Consider the following 15,590-nt stretch of genomic DNA (forward strand, 5'->3'; position numbering starts at 1 on the left):
CGCGTCGGCAGAGTAACGCATCAGTTGAGCGTCGAAGGCTAGGTAGCTACGCCCCGCGCTACGGAGGACCGCCTTCTCCCAATCACTCTTCGTCTTGACGTATTCGAAGCCGTTGAGGCCCCTAAACTCCGCGGGCGTATTGTCGCGGGTTCGTATGGCTCTATAAACGACCGGGAGACCTGTCCCAAGCGCTTCGAGTAGCACATTCCCGAAAGACTCACCGCGGCCGGCCCAGTGAGCGAAGACATCGGCTGCCCAGTACTCCCGACGAAGTGCGTCGTCCCCGATCGCCTCGTGCACGATGGTCACTCGCGGCCCTGGGAAGTCAAACGACGGAGGCGCTCCAATGAGCCGCATGACGACCTTTGGCTCAGATCCAACAGCAATGGCCAGCGAATGATAACCGCTCTTGCTCCATTTCTCCTCAGTTGGGGAGCCAACTCGAAGCACGACCCGTTCGTCCGCTGACACGCCCAGCTCAGCACGAGCCTGAGCACGCTCTGCCGCTGTAGGCGGCCGGAAGAAGTCAAAGTCTTGAGGGTTAGGCATTACTCGTACAGGTAGCTTCGAGCGCGAAGCCTGTAGCCGATATTGCGTGTTCACCCAATCACCCAGCACACCAATAACGACGTTGGAACCGAGACGAAGAGGTAGCGGCTGACCGAAGACATTGTGTGTCAGGATAACGACGTCCGTCGTCAACGCGTCTGCGAACGCGTCTACCCAAGCGAGGGTCCTCGGGCTGGGCGCGGCATGATGCAGATGAACCAGCGCGGGATTGAACTCTCGCACTTCTGACAATGAAGAAGAAATTTGAACACCCTGAGCGGACGCTGCCCCCGCTCGACGGGGATGAAGCGGCGCGGGGCTGTAAATGAGTACGTCCGCACCAGCTTGTCGCCACAGCGATGCGAAGAGCAACGCGCTTCGCGACGTACCGCCGAGACTCGTGTCGGCGACCCCAAGAACGACCCTCACAACGGCGTCCTACCCGTCCGGTCGAAACTCTTTCCACGGAGATTGCTGGCTGACGACTGCCGCTGCCATTGACGATCGATCATGCTGCCGCACCGATAGCACGGGCGACCCCCGCTGCATATTGTTCCCAAGACCGGACTCCGCTGTGCGGAGCACGGTGCCGTTCAGCACGCTCGATTCTGTCGCCCTGCGTCAAAGGCATCACCTGTGCCAGCGCGTTCCGCAGGGCTGAGACATCGCCGGGAGCAACGACCTGACCGTCGCTCGCCGAGGTGATAAGGGTCGAGGCACCGACGGACGTCGTCGTGACGACGGGCAAACCAACGCCGAGGGCCTCGGCGACAACAAGTGCGAAAGCATCTTCAATACTCGGAAGCACAAACGCATCGGCCTCAGCGAAGTGTTTCGGTAGGTTCTCGTGGCCGACCGCGCCCTCATAGGTAACGTTGGCGGGGAGGTTTTCGAGCAGTTCCGGAGCCACTACCGGGCCGACCATCTTCAGCGAGAGTCGCTGCCCGCGCACGGCATCAAGCAAGAACGGGATACCCTTTCGATAGCTGATCTGGCCGACATACAACAGCTGAGGACTGACGTTTACGTCAGTGGACCGCTCGGGGGAGAACAGACGAAAGTCCACGCCATACGGTTCGATGAAGATGCGATCCGCCGGCACCCCTCGGGAGAGCATCTGGCGCTGCACCGCCTCCGACGGGGCGAGCACGATGTCAGCGAGCTCGAGCTCACTCTCGATCCTCTCCACCTGAACCGTCGCCACGACTTCACGACGCGCTGCACGTCCGTAGTGAAGCTGCAGGAGCTCATTGAGCACTGCCGGATGGCCATCGACCGCGTGAAAGACGCGCTGCCCGATCGCGGGTCGCTTGAACGATTGCAGACTCGCCCCCGGCATCCCGATGAAGGAGTCGACCTGGTCAGTCAGCTGCTGCGCTACCGACCGGTCGAACAGCTTCTTCACAAGCGACATGTTGTTCGGAAAAGCTCGTCGTGCTACCGGCACGCGACCAAGGAGTCGAACAGGCTCTAGCAGCGGACTCACGTGTTGCACACCGGAGATCTGATCGCTGCCGCGCTTCAGACGCCCCTCGAGATCGGAGCCGCGCCCAACGAGCCGGGTCGCTGCCAACGACAGGCTCCTTGACGGCAGGTACGTACGAAGTTCGTTGCGAAAGATGTGCGGGCGTCTTCCCAATTGCACGATCGCACCTTCAGGATACGGCGCCGAAAGCACCACGGTTCCGGCCTTAGCTTCGGCGCTCAATACGCTCCCGTCGATCTGGATACGGCTCTCATCGTCCGCCACAAGATGATCAAGTCGCTGACGAGCGACCAATTCTCCACGTAGTACAGGTCAAGCCGCACGGAGTCCTCCCACGACAGGTCAGATCGTCCGCTGACCTGCCACAGACCGGTCATGCCGGGCTTCACCAGGAAGCGTCGGTGGACATGGACGTCGTAGCGCTCGACCTCACGAGCGAGCGGCGGCCGCGGGCCCACGAGCGACATGCTGCCGACCAGGACGTTGAACAACTGCGGCACCTCGTCGAGGCTGTAGCGACGCATGAAGGCACCGATCCGCGTCACGCGCGGGTCGTTCTTCATCTTGAACAGGACCGTGTTGCCCTCGGCCCGGTCGAGCGCGCTCAGCTCCTGCAGGCGCTGCTCCGCGTCGACGACCATCGACCGGAACTTGATCATGTGGAACGTCGAACCGTTCAGTCCGACGCGCTCCTGCAGGAAGAACACCGGCCCGGTGGAGGTCACCTTGACGAGCAGCGCGAGCACGAGCAGGACCGGGGAGAGCACGATGATCAGTGCTGCCGATCCGATCAGGTCGAACGCACGCTTGGTGTAGAGCTTCCGGCCGGAGTAGGTCGGAGTCTCGACGTGGATGAGCGGGAGGCCCTGGACCGGGCGGGTGTGGATCCGCGGGCCGCCGATGTCGGTCAGGCTCGGCGCGACGACCAGGTGCTGCCGTCCGGGCTCGAGCGACCAGCTCAGCTGGCGGACCCGCTCCGGGGGCAGGTCGTCTGAGCTCGTGATGACGACGGTGTCCGCTCCGGTCGTGGCCAGGGCTGCCGTGACCTCGTCGATGCCGCCGTGGCTCTCGACGGTGGAGCCTGGCAACAGACCCCGCGTCCCGTCGGACACCGCCGCGCCGACCACGCGGTAGCCGGCTTCGGGCGTCCGGGCGAGCTCCCGTGCGATGTGCAGCACGCTCGCCGTCGAACCGACGAGCAGGACCCGCGCGGAGTACCCGCCGTGCTTGCGCTCGGCGACGAGCCACTGGCGCCACATCCAGCGCGAGAGCAGCAGCACGAGGATGCCGAGTGGGAACGCGATGAGGACGTAGCCGCGGGCCAGGTCGACGCGCAGCAGGTAGGCGGCGATCGCGATCAGCCCGAACACCCGGACGCTCGAGTCCGCGACCAGCCGGTACTCGGTGCTCCCGACGCCGATGACGCGGTCACCACGGGTGTCGTAGAGCGCCAGGCCGATCATCCAGACGACGATGACGACGACGGAGATACCGAAGTAGCTCAGGCGCAGGTCCGCCGTGTTCGTCATCAGGTTCGAGTCGAACCCGAGCCAGGCGATCTGCACGCCGAAGACGACCCAGATCAGCGCGAGCAGGTCGGTGACGAGCACGCGACGCGAGTACGTGCGGCTCCACTCGCGGGTGCTCCCCGTCGAGACGGGCTGGCGGACGGCCTCGGCCGTCACCGCCACCACCGCGTCACCACGTCGCCCCGCCGTCGTTCGACACCGCGACGCCGTCGCCCGCCCACATCCAGACGTCCTGCCCGGAGCGGTCGAGCGCGATCGCACCCTCGGTCGCGACCGGGTTGCACCCGATCGGTGTCGTGGTCGTCGAGGGCGTGACACCCGACGCCGGCATGGTCTCGATCTGCACGCCGTCGCACGAGTCGGTCCCGATGCGGGCGAGCGTGTACTCGGTCCCGTTCACCGCGAGCGCACGGACGCCGTCGATCGGCACGGTCACCCACGCACCGGTACCGGTGCGCCACTGCAGCTCGTCGGCGCACGCGACCAGCGTCGTGCTGTCACCGCGGAAGGCGTCGAGCGGGTCCTCGCACGGCGAGGGCACGACTGCATCCCCGAGCACGAGGCCCTGGTCGGTCACCCCCGCGCCGGCGGCACCGGCGGTCCCGAGCACCCAGGTGGCTCCGTCGTCGGTACTGGTCCGGACCTCGGTCGCGCACTCGTCGCCGACGCCGACGAGCACGGACAGGCCGTCGTCGGTCACGCGCAGCGACCCGATGGTCCGCACGTCGTCGCCCAGGGCGACGGGTGACCACTCCTGCCCACCGTCGGTGGTGTGCTCCAGCACCGTCTCGGAGACGTCACAGGTCGTACTGGAGGCTCGCCATGCCTCCAGGCCGTCGACCGCGGACAGCATGTGGCGGGTCGACACCCCGTCGGCCGTCGGTTCCGCCGACGCGGTTGCGGACGGTCCCGGCGTCGCCGGCGCTGACGCGCTCGAACCGAACGTCGGCACCGGACCGGCGTCGCCGCGCGCCTCCGGCGCGGTGCGCGCGAGCGCCAGCGCCACCAGGACGACGTCGACGACGACGAGCGCGACGACCAGGAGTGCGATCCCGATCAGCGTCGTCCGCGGCAGCTCGCTCCCGAGGCTTCGGATCCCCCGGCGCTGGCTCATCCCCCGACCGCCGTCAGCGGTCCGCGCGGCGGACCACGCCGAGCTTGCCGCGGGTCTTCCCCGACGACTTGGTGGACTTCTGGGGCGGTTCCTCTTCGTCGAGGCCGTACCCGTAGCCGTACCCGTAGCGGCCGTAGCCGTACGCGCCCGGACCCTTGACCGGCATCATCGTGATGACGAAGCCGGCGATCGGTGCGCCGACGTTCTCGAGCGACGCGACCGCGGCGGCGAGCTGACCCTTGTGCGTCTTGCCGGACGCCACCGCGAGGATGGCGCCGGACGCCTTCTTCGACAGGATCGCGGCGTCGGTGACGGGCAGCAGCGGCGGTGCGTCGAAGAGCACGTAGTCGAACTGCTGCTCGAGCGTCTCGATCAGGTCCTGCATGGCCTTCGAGCCGAGGAGCTCCGACGGGTTCGGCGGGATCTGGCCGGCGGGCAGCACGACCATGTTGCCGCGGCCCCAGGGCTGGGCGACGTCCTCCAGGCTCGCGCGGCCGATGAGCACGTCGGTCAGCCCGGCGGAGCCGTCCACCTCCATGTACTCGCCGACGCGGGGGCGACGGAGGTCGGCGTCGATCAGGATGACCTTGAAGCCGGCGCTGTCCAGCGCGATCGCGAGGTTCGCGACGGTGGTGCTCTTGCCCTCGGACTGCATCGACGACGTCATGACGAAGGTGCGCGAGCCGGTACCCAGGTCCAGGAACTGCAGGTTCGTCCGGAGCGTGCGGAACGACTCGGCGCGCGGGCTGCGCGGGTCGACCTGCACGATGAGCGGTCGCTCGGACGCCTTGTTGTCGTAGGCGATGCCGCCGACGACGGGCTTGTCGCTGATCTTCTCGACGTCAGTCTCGACGCGGACGCGGTTGTCGAGGGTCTCGCGCAGCACGGCGATGCCGACGCCGAGCGCCAGACCGATGAGCAGACCGAGCGCGATGTTGACGGGGACGTTCGGGCTGACGGGCGAGCTCGGCACCTGCGCCTGCTTCACCCGGGTCAGCTTGACGCTGCTCGAACCGTTCTCGTCGGTGGCCTCGATGTCCTCGACCACGTTGGTCAGGCTCTGCGAGGTCGCATTCGCGATGTTCGTCGCCTGCACCGGATCGGTGCCGTTGACCGTGATCGAGATGAGGGTCGTGCTCGTCGGCGCCGTCGCCGACACCATCTTCGACAGCTCGTCCGCGTTCATGTCGAGCCCGAGCGACGAGATGACCGGCAGGAGCACGATCGGCGTCGACACCAGGTTCGAGTACGTCAGCACGCGCTGCTGCGTGAAGGTGTTGCCCTGGGCCAGGTCGCTGGCGCTGCCCGACGTCTCCGTCGACACGAACACCTGCGCCTCGGCGGAGTACACCGGCTTCTTCAGCAGGGAGAACCCTGCTGCCGCCGCGACGCCCACCAGGGCGAGCACGAGGATCAGTGCCCAACTCTTCCGCAGCACTGTGATGTAGTCGCGCAGTTCCACGCGGCCCGCCTTCCCCGATCCTGGCCGTTCCTGTGGTCCCGACACAGGTTCCGTGGGCTTGTCCCAGCAGACGGCATACAAATAGTGCCACACCATTGAGCCTCACTCGGCTGTTCTTGCCGATCTGCGTCGGTCGTCCTCTACGCTCGCCCCATGACATCCGAGCCGGAAGTGGCCGCCACCGAGCCCTCGACCGCCCGGCAACGCGACCTCGTCGCCCTGCTGGTCGCCCTCGTCGTGGCGGTCGTCCTCGCCCGGATCGTGAGCAGCCTGACGCTGCGCGGCGCCGTCCCCGGCCCGGTGCTCCAGGTGCTGCTCGGCAACCTCGCGGTGTGGGTGCCGCTCGTGCTCGGCATCGTCTGGGTCCTCCGACGCTCGGGCCGTGACTTCTTCGGCCGCTTCCGGATCGAGCTCGGCGACCTCGTGTTCGCGCTCGGGGTCGTGATCCTGACACGGGTGTTCGACGCCGTGCTCGCGCTGTCCTTCACCGGGACGAGTGGCCTGCGGCCCGCGCCGTCGCTCGGGACCCCGGACATCGGGCTGCTGCTCGTGTCGGCGGTCGGCATCGTGCTGGTCAGCCCCGTGCTCGAGGAGCTCTTCTTCCGCGGGCTGTTCCAGCGCCTGCTCGCGGCCGAGCTCACGCCCCGGACGCGCTGGCTGGCCGTGCTCGTGACGGCGTTCCTGTTCGCGCTGTCGCACCTCTTCCTCGGGTCGGCGACGACCTCGCTCGGCGGGGTGCAGGTGTTCCTGACGACCTTCGTGCTCGGGCTGCTCACGGGCACCCTGGTCGCGATGACGAACCGCATCGGCGGCGCGATCGTGGCGCACGTGCTGTTCAACGCGGTGGCGGTCGTCGCGACCTGGCCGCGCTGACGCAGACGCGGGTCAGGTCAGCCCAGCATCTCGCGGCGCTGCCGCCGATCCTTCTCGTGCTCCAGCACGATGGCGCTGACGGTGATCCACAGGGTCAGGAACACGACCGCGGAGCCTGCAGCCGTGAAACCTGCGTACAGCAGCACGCCGGAACGCGCGAGCCGCACGGCGTCCTGGTCCGCGATCGCATGCCCCTGGAGCAGGAACCCTCCGCCCACGAGCAAGCCTGCACTCACGATCAGGATCACCCAGATCGCGAGGAGCGCCGACCGCCAGCCGTTGTTCATGCCGCAAGTGTAGAGCGACCTTCACATCCTGAGCGGACCCGTTGGTCGGAGCGGATCGGTTGCGCCGACAGTACGGCGTCCTGCCGGATCCCTCGCGGCCTGAGCCGTCAATCGCACTGTGCCCAGGCGTGGTGATCCCTTGACCATCGGTTGCGCAGGGCTCGCCGTCGTCGGGTCATCCAGCTCATGGCGCCTCCTGCCGACGCTGACCAGTCTCAGGCTCGCTGCGAACGGTGACGCTCCCGCAATCGCACGACGACCGCACCGGCGACTCCGATGACGGCGGCGACCAGCAGCGGCACCAGGGTCGCTCCTGCCGGTCCCATCGCCATCACGAAGACCGTGGCGCCGGCCGACACCATCTCGAGCGGGTACGGCAGGTACACGCGGGACCCCAGTGCGTACGACACCGCCGTGATCATCGCCGTCCCCGTCCACAACACCGCGAGCGCGATCACCGCGGCGATGCCCTGACCGACCGTACGGAGCCCGGTCCACGCGATCGCCGCACCGACCGCCACGGCCGGAAGCCACCGCAGCACCGCGAGGACGACGCCCGCCGCGTCGCCGGGCGAGGACACCGGCGGGACGACGAACGTGTTCGCCCACGACCCGAGCGCCACCGCGCCGAGGGCCAGTGCGACGAGCGCACCGCCGGGAGCCGCTCGGGCGACGAGCGCAGCGAGCACCGCCGCCGCTCCGACGCACACGAGCGACCCGACGGTGAGCGCGACGACGTACAGCTGCGCGGCGCTGACGTCCGCACCGGTGCCCGGCGTCCCGTCCATCCGCATGCCCGCGCCCGTGACGACGGCGGTCTCGACGACGGCCACGACCTGCACCCCGACCAGCCCGGCGAGCGCCGCGAGCGATCCGCTGCGCCCGACGGCCCCGCGAGCACGCAGTACCCGGACGGCGATGCCGGCGACGACTCCCCCGACGAGCAGCAGCGACGCGATGGTCGTCACCGCGTACTGGCTGAACGGCAGCAGGGCGATCGGCATGTCCGACGGGTCGGTGGTCGGCGTCGCCCACAGGTTCTGCAGTGGGAGCCGCATCCCGGTGATGATCCACGGGAGCAGACCGGCGACGGCCGCCCCGGCTCCGACCGCGACTCCGACGGTGATCTGCTGCGCGCTGCCGCGTTCTCCCTGGTGCACCACGGCACCGTACCGACAACAGTGCATCGCGCCGGCGTCCTCTGCCACCCGTGGGCCGTCGGACACATCGCCCACCGGCCCGGTGGGTACCGGCCCCGGCCCCGGCCCCAGCCCCAGCCCCGGCCCCGGCCCCGGCCGGGCTACCGGCCGGCTTGCTCGTCGAGCTGGTCGCGGAGGAGCTCGAGCCTGCTCGGTGACGCAGCGACCTCGTAGCGCCCCTGATCGCTGTCGAGCCCGATGACGTGGAGTTGCGGGTTGATGGTCCAGAGTTGCCGCAGCGGCGGCCGCTCTCCCGTGTCCGGTCCGAGTCCGACACCGGTGAGGAACAGCTTCCGACCGCTCGGTATCCGGAGCTGCCACCGGTACCGCTCGAAGGTCGTCCCACCGTGCGCCACGTCGAACCGTCCGTGTCGCCACTTCCCACCGGGCTCGCGCAGCGCAGCTTCGACCCGGTCACCGACGAGGCGTCGACCGACGGCGAGGCCGAGCACGAGGGCACCGACGCCGACCACGACGGCGAAGGCCGCACCGACCAGGTACGCCCAGAGCGGTCCGCGCTCGTCGTCGCCGGTGACCGCGGGCAGCACGAGGAACGCCACGGTGAGCCCGACGATCATCCCCACCACGGTCACGCCGATGCGGAACGCGGACTCCTTGAGCGGTTGCTTGCGTCGCGGCACGGTCGAGCTCCTTCGGCACGGGTCGGTGGGGACCACCCGAACCTACGCAGCAGTCCCCGGGAGCGTTCGTCCTCGATGCCGGGCGTGCGATCGGACCTCGGGACGCGCCGGGGTGCGACGACCGACTCGCGTCGAGCCGTGGTGAGGTGAACCCATGACCAGCGACCTCGTGCCGTGGGTGGTCGCCGGGGGGCTCGCGATCGTCGTGGTCGTCCTGGTGATCGTCCTGCGGCGGACCCAGTCCTCCAACCGTGCCGCCCTGTCCGACGCCGAGGTCCGGCTGGACCACCGCACCGGCACCCTCGAGCGGGAGCACCGCGAGCAGACCGCAGCCGCCGACGCGGAGCACGCGCGGCAGCTCGCCGGTGCCGAGGCCTCCCGCCAGCAGGCCCTCGCCGAAGCCGAGGCCGGTCGCGCCCTCGCCCGCACCGGCATGCGCTGGGAGGAGGCCTCGCAGCGCACGATCCTCGAGGTCTGCAAGGCCGCCGGGATCAACGGCGCCCTGCTGACCAACGTGGTGTTCGTGCCGGTGGCCCAGGGCGAGCGGGACCGCGACCGCAGCTACGCCGCGCAGCTCGACCACGTGCTCGTGTTCGAGTCCGGCCACGTGCTGGTGATCGAGAACAAGCGGTGGAACGGCATCGTGTTCGACGGCCGCAAGCCGAGCGCCGTGCACCACGCGTTCCGCAACCTGCTCGACGAGTCGTCGCTGACCGGGTCGTTCGCGATCCAGGTCCGCAGCCGTCGCGTCCTCGACCACGCGGACGACGTCGAGCACTGGTGGCAGGTCCGGGTGCAGTCCGGCGGGAACGCCCCGACCCGGCAGGTCCGGCAGCAGGCCCGCCGGCTGCAGCGGTTCCTGGCCGACGAGGACGGCAACGGGCCGCAGTGGGTCGACTCGTGCGTGTTCTACTCCGGCGACGCAGCCGCGTACGTCAACCCCGAGGACCGCAGCACGAGCACGACGCCGACGGGTCGTTCCGCGACGACCGCCGTCGTGACGAACGACAACGAGCTCCGCGGACTCGTCACCGACCTGGCACGCAAGCACGCCGTGCCGAACCGGGCGCGCACCGACTCGGTCGTGCGGCAGCTGGCCGGCCAGGGTGCGCACACGATCACCGTCGGGACGTACCGCCTGCCGGAGGCGTGAGCGGACACGACGAAGCCCCCGCCATCGAGGCGGGGGCTTCGTCGTTCCCGGAGCGGAGAGGCGTCAGCGCAGTGCGCGGAGGGCGTCCGCGATGGGCGTGAGTGCCGCGTCGATCTCGTCGGCGACCCGCACGTGGGTGTCCTCGGACCGACGGTAGGGGTCGTCCACGTCGTCGTCCGCTGGGTCGGCGGGCGGCGGCACGGTCCCCCGCAGTCGAGCGACCCGGTCGACCAGGTCCTGCGCGGTCTCGATGCCGGCCAGGTCGCCGGGCTCGAGCCCGTCGAGCACCCGGGCGAACTGCTTGATGGTGAACGCCCGCTTCGCTGCCCGCGGTGCGAGCGACACGACGGCTGCGCGGTGCGAGCGCTCAGCGGTGAGCACGAGGTCGGCCGACGCCGCGATCTGCTCCGTCAGGTAGCGCGAGCGGTGCGTCGAGGGCTCCCCGCCCAGACGCGACGACTGCGCGGCAGCCGTCTCGTCCATCAGGGCGCCGTCGTCGGCGATGGTGCCGGCCGACTCGACCGTGAACGCCGGGGCGTCGGGGCCGAGCCGGGCCTCGAGCACCTGGGCGCCGAGGGGCGAGCGGCAGATGTTGCCGCTGCAGACGAACAGGATCCGCATGGTCACGCGGCAGCCTCGCCGGTTCCGAGCAGGTCGTGGCGGACCACGATCGCGTCACGGCCGGGGCCAACGCCGATCGCCGAGATCCGCGCACCGGACATCGCCTCGACCGCGAGCACGTAGTCCTGCGCGGTCTTCGGCAGGTCCTCGAACGACCGGGCGCCGGTGATGTCCTCGGTCCAGCCGGGGAACTCCTCGTAGATCGGCTTCGCGTGGTGGAAGTCCGACTGGTTCACGGGGACCTCGTCCACGCGCTCACCGTCGACCTCGTACGCCACGCAGACCGGGATGGTCTCGAGGCCCGTCAGCACGTCGAGCTTCGTCAGCACGAAGTCGGTCACGCCGTTGATGCGCGCCGTGTACCGGGCGATCGGGGCGTCGTACCAGCCGCAGCGACGCGGACGGCCGGTCGTGGTGCCGAACTCGAAGCCGTTGGCGCGGAGGAACTCCCCCGACTCGTCGAACAGCTCGGTCGGGAACGGGCCGGCGCCGACGCGGGTCGTGTACGCCTTGACGATGCCGATGATGCGCTCGAGCTTGCCCGGGCCGATGCCCGAACCGGTCGCGGCGCCGCCGGCGGTCGCCGACGACGAGGTCACGAACGGGTAGGTGCCGTGGTCGACGTCGAGCATGGTGGCCTGGCCGGCCTCGAACAGCACGGTGTCGCCCCGCTCGAGCGCGCGGTGGATCTCGAGCGCGGTGTCGGCGACCATCGGGCGCAGGCGCTCGGCGAAGGACAGCAGCGACTCCACGACCTCGTCCGCGTCGATCGCGCGACGGTTGAAGACCTTGACCAGCAGGTGGTTCTTCTGGTCGAGGGCCGCCTCGACCTTCTGCCGCAGGATGTTCTCGTCGAAGATGTCCTGGATGCGGATGCCGACGCGGTTGATCTTGTCGGCGTACGTCGGGCCGATGCCGCGACCGGTCGTGCCGATCTGGCGCTTGCCGAGGAAGCGCTCGGTCACCTTGTCGACGGTGCGGTGGTAGTGCGTGATGACGTGCGCGTTCGCGGACACGAGGAGCTTCGAGACGTCCACCCCGCGGGCACGGAGCGCGTCGAGCTCCTGGAACAGGACCTCGAGGTCGACGACGACACCGTTGCCGATGATCGGGGTCACGCCGGGCGTCAGGATGCCGGACGGCAGCAGGTGCAGCGCGTACTTCTCGCCGCCGACGACGACGGTGTGGCCGGCGTTGTTGCCGCCGTTGAACTTGACGACGTAGTCGATGCGGGACCCGAGGAGGTCGGTTGCCTTCCCCTTGCCCTCGTCACCCCACTGGGCACCGATGATGACTGCTGCGGGCATGGAGGTTCTCCTCACGTTGGCGGAGGACCGCACCGGCGGGCATAGGCCGATGGTCCACCCGAGTCTATCGACTGTCCATCTGCACGCCACTCGCCTGTGGAGAACCGGTCGACGCTCGAAACCTGTGGGTACTCAATCCTGGAGCGGTCGCAGGCTGCGGATCCGCCGATGCCGGGGGACATCTGATCCGTTCCACTGTCGAACGATCCTCGGGCGGACGTACGGTGCGGGAGCGCGACTTCCCGGCCGCGTTCCCTGGGTTCCCTGCCCAGTCCTGCGATCACGAGATCCGTGGTCGGCGACGTTCGTGGTGCCCGCACGACGGACGTCATCTGATCCGTGCCGTCATGCCGCACGGAGATGGGTTCAACGATGAACAAGGCTCTCTGGAGCAAGAAGGCGCTCGCGGTCCCCGCGTGCGCCGCGATCCTGATCGGCGGCCTCACGCTGGTCGCCACCCCCGCGAACGCCGACCCGGCCGACCTGCGGCTCACGGGTCAGTCGGTGTCGAACGGTGTGCTGACCCTGACGGGCAAGGGCACCCCGGGCGAGAACGTCATCCTGCAGAAGGGCTTCCCGGCCGAACGGCACGAGATCGCCGCGGACGGCAGCTGGACGATCACGTACACGCTGCCGGACAAGGCAGCGCACACGTACGAGCTCGACCAGCAGAACGGCCTGAACGCCGACGGCAGCCTGACCGTCGAGGTCCCCGCGCAGCAGACCGCCTTCGCGGTGAGCTCGCACACGGTGTCGGGCCGCACCCTGACGGTCACCGGCACCGGCACCCCCGGCCTCACCGTGCAGGTGGACCCGGCGAACGGCACAGTCCAGCGCAGCGCCGTGGGCAGCGACGGCACGTGGAAGCTCACCTACGAGATCCCCGCGAGCGCCGGCACCGACGCGAAGACCTACACGGTCCTCGAGGAGAACAGCGGGTTCCAGGTCCAGGACCAGGCCAGCTTCACGGCGGCCGCCGAGGCCACCCAGGCCACGTTCTCCGTGACCAGCCCGAAGGACGGCTCGACCGTCGACTCGCGCACCGTCACCTTCACCGGCACCGGTCAGCAGGGCGACACCGTCAACCTCCTCGGCACGAACGACCAGCGCCTCACCGGCGTCGTCGTCGTCGGGGCCGATCAGACGTGGTCCGCCACGGTCACCTTCCCGTCGACGGCGGCGCGGCAGCAGGCCGTCCGCGTGACTGACGTCCGTGGGGGCAGCGGCGCCGGCGACACGACGGTGGACATCACGCTCCCCGCGGTGGCGCCGGCCGACCAGTTCTCGCTGACCAGCCCGAAGGACGGCTCGACCGTCGGGTCGCGCACCGTCACGTTCACCGGCACCGGTACCCCCGGCGACCTGGTGAACACCCTGGACGCCGACGGCGACCGGGTCGCCCCGCAGGTCCTCGTCGGAGCAGACGGCACCTGGACGACCACGGGCACGTTCAGCAACTCGGCTGCCGTCGTCCAGAAGCTGTCCGTGAACCAGGTCGGTGGCGCGCAGGGTCAGGGCACGGTCGACTTCACCATCACCCTGCCGGCAGCCTCCACCCCCGTCACGACGCCCCTGACCCTGGTCACGCCGAAGGACGGTTCCACCGTCGCTTCCCGGACGGTGACCTTCTCGGGCAAGGGCACCCCCGGCGACGCGATCGCGGTCGTCGACGCCGACGGCGACGTCGTCGCTCCGCCGACCCTCGTGCAGGCGGACGGGACGTGGACGACCACGGGCACGTTCTCCGACTCGGCGGCGACGGAGCAGGAGCTCACGGTGGGCGAGGTCGACAGCGATGCGACCGTCGTCGACACCATCGACTTCTCGATCACCCTGCCGGCGGTCGGGACGAGCACTGCTCCGGGCACCGGCACCACACCGGGTGCCAGCACGGGCACCGGCACGACGCCGGCGCGACCCACCGGGACCCTCCCGGTCGTCGCCGGCTAGTCACCACACAGCGGTCCGCGGACGGGGCGCGACCAGCGGTCGCACCTCGTCCGCGGCCCACCGGAGGAACACCGCATGACCCTCACCCGAACCGTCCGCCTCACGATCCCGGCGCTCGGCGCCGCACTGCTCCTGACCTTCGGCCTCGCCGGCTGCACCGGGCACGGCACCACGGCGGAGACGAAGCCGTCGGCGACGTCCAGCGCCACCGCCACGAGCACGCCCTACGCCGCACCGACCGCAGCGCAGGTCGCGATCCTGCCGGAGGCGAAGTACGACGCCGTCATCGGCGGCCTGATCCCCTACTACGAGTCCACGATCCCCGAGGTGGCCGACGAGGCGTACACGATCTCGTCCGACGCGCCGCTCTACGGCGAGGACCACGCCCAGCCCGTCGCGCGGCTCGCCGCGAAGAACTTCCTGGGCCAGGCGACCGTCGTCGTCCCCGTGCAGGTGTCCGGCGACTGGGCCATGGTCCTGACCCCTGCGCGGCAGGCGCTACCGTCCGCGACGAACGGTGCCGCTGCCGCACAGAGCGCGGCCTGGATCCGACGGGACCTCCTGCACCGGAGCCGATCGCTCCCCGACCACGTCGTGATCTCGGTGGGCAAGCAGACGGTGTCGATCGTCGACGCGGACGGCACGACCCTGCACGACTTCCCCGCGGGGGTCGGCGCCGGGGGCACCCCGACCCCGACCGGCGTCATCGGGTACATCCAGGCCCGGTACCTCGACCCCGCCCAGGACCAGACCGTGCACCCGATCCAGCTGACCACGCTGCACTCCGCTGCCGCAGACGAGCCCTACGGCGGCACGGACGGCGGACTGATCGGAGTGCACTACCAACCCGTGGCGCGTGGTGCGGTGTCGCACGGCTGCGTCCGACTCGACGGCGACGCGGTCGATGCCGTCGACGCACTCCCGCTCGGCACGGTCGTGCAGATCGTCGCCTGAGACCCGGTCACCCCACCTGGGAGCCCGTCCGGGCCGACCGGCGCAGCGTCAGACCAGTCAGATCCGACGAGCAAGGGAGCACGACATGAGTGACCTCGGTGACAAGGCCAAGGACTTCGCGGACAGCGACAAGGGCGAGCAGGCGACCGACGCCGGTCTCGGCAAGGCCGCGGACGCGGCCGACAAGGCTACCGGCGGTGGCCACGGCGACCAGATCGACAAGGCGGAGCACGCAGCCGACGACAAGATCGGCAAGTAGACCGCACCACGGAACGGACGGGAGGCGCGGTGCCAGCTGGCACCCCGCCTCCCGTCCGTCGTCGGGTCGCGTCAGAAACCGGACGGCACCCGCGGGGTGTAGGCGGACTCGAGTCGCGACACCTCATCGGGCGTCAGCTCCATCGCGGCCGCCGCCACCGCGTCGTCGATGTGGTGCTCCTTCGTCGCGCCGATGATCGGCGCGGT

14 protein-coding genes are annotated in these 15,590 nt (G+C 69.5%); 5 read left to right on the plus strand and 9 right to left on the minus strand.

What is annotated here, in order from left to right; translation table 11 throughout:
• Positions 1-1,057: 1,057 nt before the first annotated feature.
• Genes M3666_RS17145 through M3666_RS12685 form a run of 4 tightly spaced genes read right to left on the minus strand, consistent with a single transcriptional unit; the run spans position 1,058 to position 6,140 of the window.
• Complete coding sequence (locus M3666_RS17145) at positions 1,058-2,299, minus strand: glycosyltransferase family 4 protein (RefSeq protein ID WP_251155401.1); 1,242 nt, start codon at positions 2,297-2,299, stop codon at positions 1,058-1,060.
• Positions 2,254-3,720 (minus strand): sugar transferase, encoded by a 1,467-nt coding sequence (locus M3666_RS12675; protein WP_251155402.1) that lies wholly within the window; start codon positions 3,718-3,720, stop codon positions 2,254-2,256. The genes M3666_RS17145 and M3666_RS12675 overlap by 46 nt, the downstream gene beginning before the upstream one ends.
• Positions 3,721-3,733: 13 nt before the next feature.
• Positions 3,734-4,678, minus strand: a complete 945-nt coding sequence (locus M3666_RS12680; RefSeq protein WP_251155403.1) for a hypothetical protein — start codon at positions 4,676-4,678, stop codon at positions 3,734-3,736.
• A 13-nt stretch (positions 4,679-4,691) separates the two neighbouring features.
• Complete coding sequence (locus tag M3666_RS12685; RefSeq protein WP_251155404.1) at positions 4,692-6,140, minus strand: polysaccharide biosynthesis tyrosine autokinase; 1,449 nt, start codon at positions 6,138-6,140, stop codon at positions 4,692-4,694.
• Positions 6,141-6,293: 153 nt separating this feature from the next.
• Here M3666_RS12685 and M3666_RS12690 point away from each other — a divergent pair, with 153 nt between their 5' ends.
• Positions 6,294-7,013 (plus strand): CPBP family intramembrane glutamic endopeptidase, encoded by a 720-nt coding sequence (locus tag M3666_RS12690; protein WP_251155405.1) that lies wholly within the window; start codon positions 6,294-6,296, stop codon positions 7,011-7,013.
• Positions 7,014-7,030: 17 nt separating this feature from the next.
• On the opposite strand, the gene M3666_RS12695 is transcribed toward M3666_RS12690, so the two are convergent.
• The 3 genes from M3666_RS12695 to M3666_RS12705 all read right to left on the minus strand — a co-directional run bounded on the left by M3666_RS12695 (position 7,031) and on the right by M3666_RS12705 (position 9,140).
• Positions 7,031-7,300, minus strand: a complete 270-nt coding sequence (locus M3666_RS12695) for a hypothetical protein (protein WP_251155406.1) — start codon at positions 7,298-7,300, stop codon at positions 7,031-7,033.
• Positions 7,301-7,515: 215 nt separating this feature from the next.
• Positions 7,516-8,460 (minus strand): hypothetical protein, encoded by a 945-nt coding sequence (locus tag M3666_RS12700; protein ID WP_251155407.1) that lies wholly within the window; start codon positions 8,458-8,460, stop codon positions 7,516-7,518.
• A gap of 140 nt (positions 8,461-8,600) precedes the next feature.
• Positions 8,601-9,140, minus strand: a complete 540-nt coding sequence (locus tag M3666_RS12705; RefSeq protein WP_251155408.1) for a hypothetical protein — start codon at positions 9,138-9,140, stop codon at positions 8,601-8,603.
• Between the two features lie 154 nt (positions 9,141-9,294).
• On the opposite strand from M3666_RS12705, the gene M3666_RS12710 reads away from it, so the two are divergent.
• Positions 9,295-10,293: a nuclease-related domain-containing protein gene (locus M3666_RS12710; RefSeq protein WP_209684078.1), complete on the plus strand. Its 999-nt coding sequence runs from the start codon at positions 9,295-9,297 to the stop codon at positions 10,291-10,293.
• Between the two features lie 63 nt (positions 10,294-10,356).
• On the opposite strand, the gene M3666_RS12715 is transcribed toward M3666_RS12710, so the two are convergent.
• Both M3666_RS12715 and M3666_RS12720 read right to left on the minus strand, forming a co-directional pair.
• A complete protein-coding gene (locus M3666_RS12715; RefSeq protein WP_245171941.1) occupies positions 10,357-10,914 on the minus strand; it encodes a low molecular weight phosphatase family protein in 558 nt (185 codons plus the stop codon).
• A 2-nt stretch (positions 10,915-10,916) separates the two neighbouring features.
• On the minus strand, positions 10,917-12,221 hold the full coding sequence (locus M3666_RS12720) for an adenylosuccinate synthase (RefSeq protein WP_066652061.1): 1,305 nt from the start codon (positions 12,219-12,221) through the stop codon (positions 10,917-10,919).
• Positions 12,222-12,593: 372 nt separating this feature from the next.
• Here M3666_RS12720 and M3666_RS12725 point away from each other — a divergent pair, with 372 nt between their 5' ends.
• The 3 genes from M3666_RS12725 to M3666_RS12735 all read left to right on the plus strand — a co-directional run bounded on the left by M3666_RS12725 (position 12,594) and on the right by M3666_RS12735 (position 15,384).
• Positions 12,594-14,171, plus strand: coding sequence for a hypothetical protein (locus tag M3666_RS12725; protein WP_251155409.1), 1,578 nt, complete (start codon positions 12,594-12,596; stop codon positions 14,169-14,171).
• A 75-nt stretch (positions 14,172-14,246) separates the two neighbouring features.
• Positions 14,247-15,125: a L,D-transpeptidase gene (locus M3666_RS12730; protein WP_251155410.1), complete on the plus strand. Its 879-nt coding sequence runs from the start codon at positions 14,247-14,249 to the stop codon at positions 15,123-15,125.
• A gap of 85 nt (positions 15,126-15,210) precedes the next feature.
• Positions 15,211-15,384 (plus strand): Rv0909 family putative TA system antitoxin, encoded by a 174-nt coding sequence (locus tag M3666_RS12735; protein WP_066652055.1) that lies wholly within the window; start codon positions 15,211-15,213, stop codon positions 15,382-15,384.
• Positions 15,385-15,590: the final 206 nt, after the last annotated feature.

The organism is Curtobacterium sp. ODYSSEY 48 V2, assembly GCF_023712625.1.
Taxonomy (GTDB): Bacteria; Actinomycetota; Actinomycetes; order Actinomycetales; family Microbacteriaceae; genus Curtobacterium.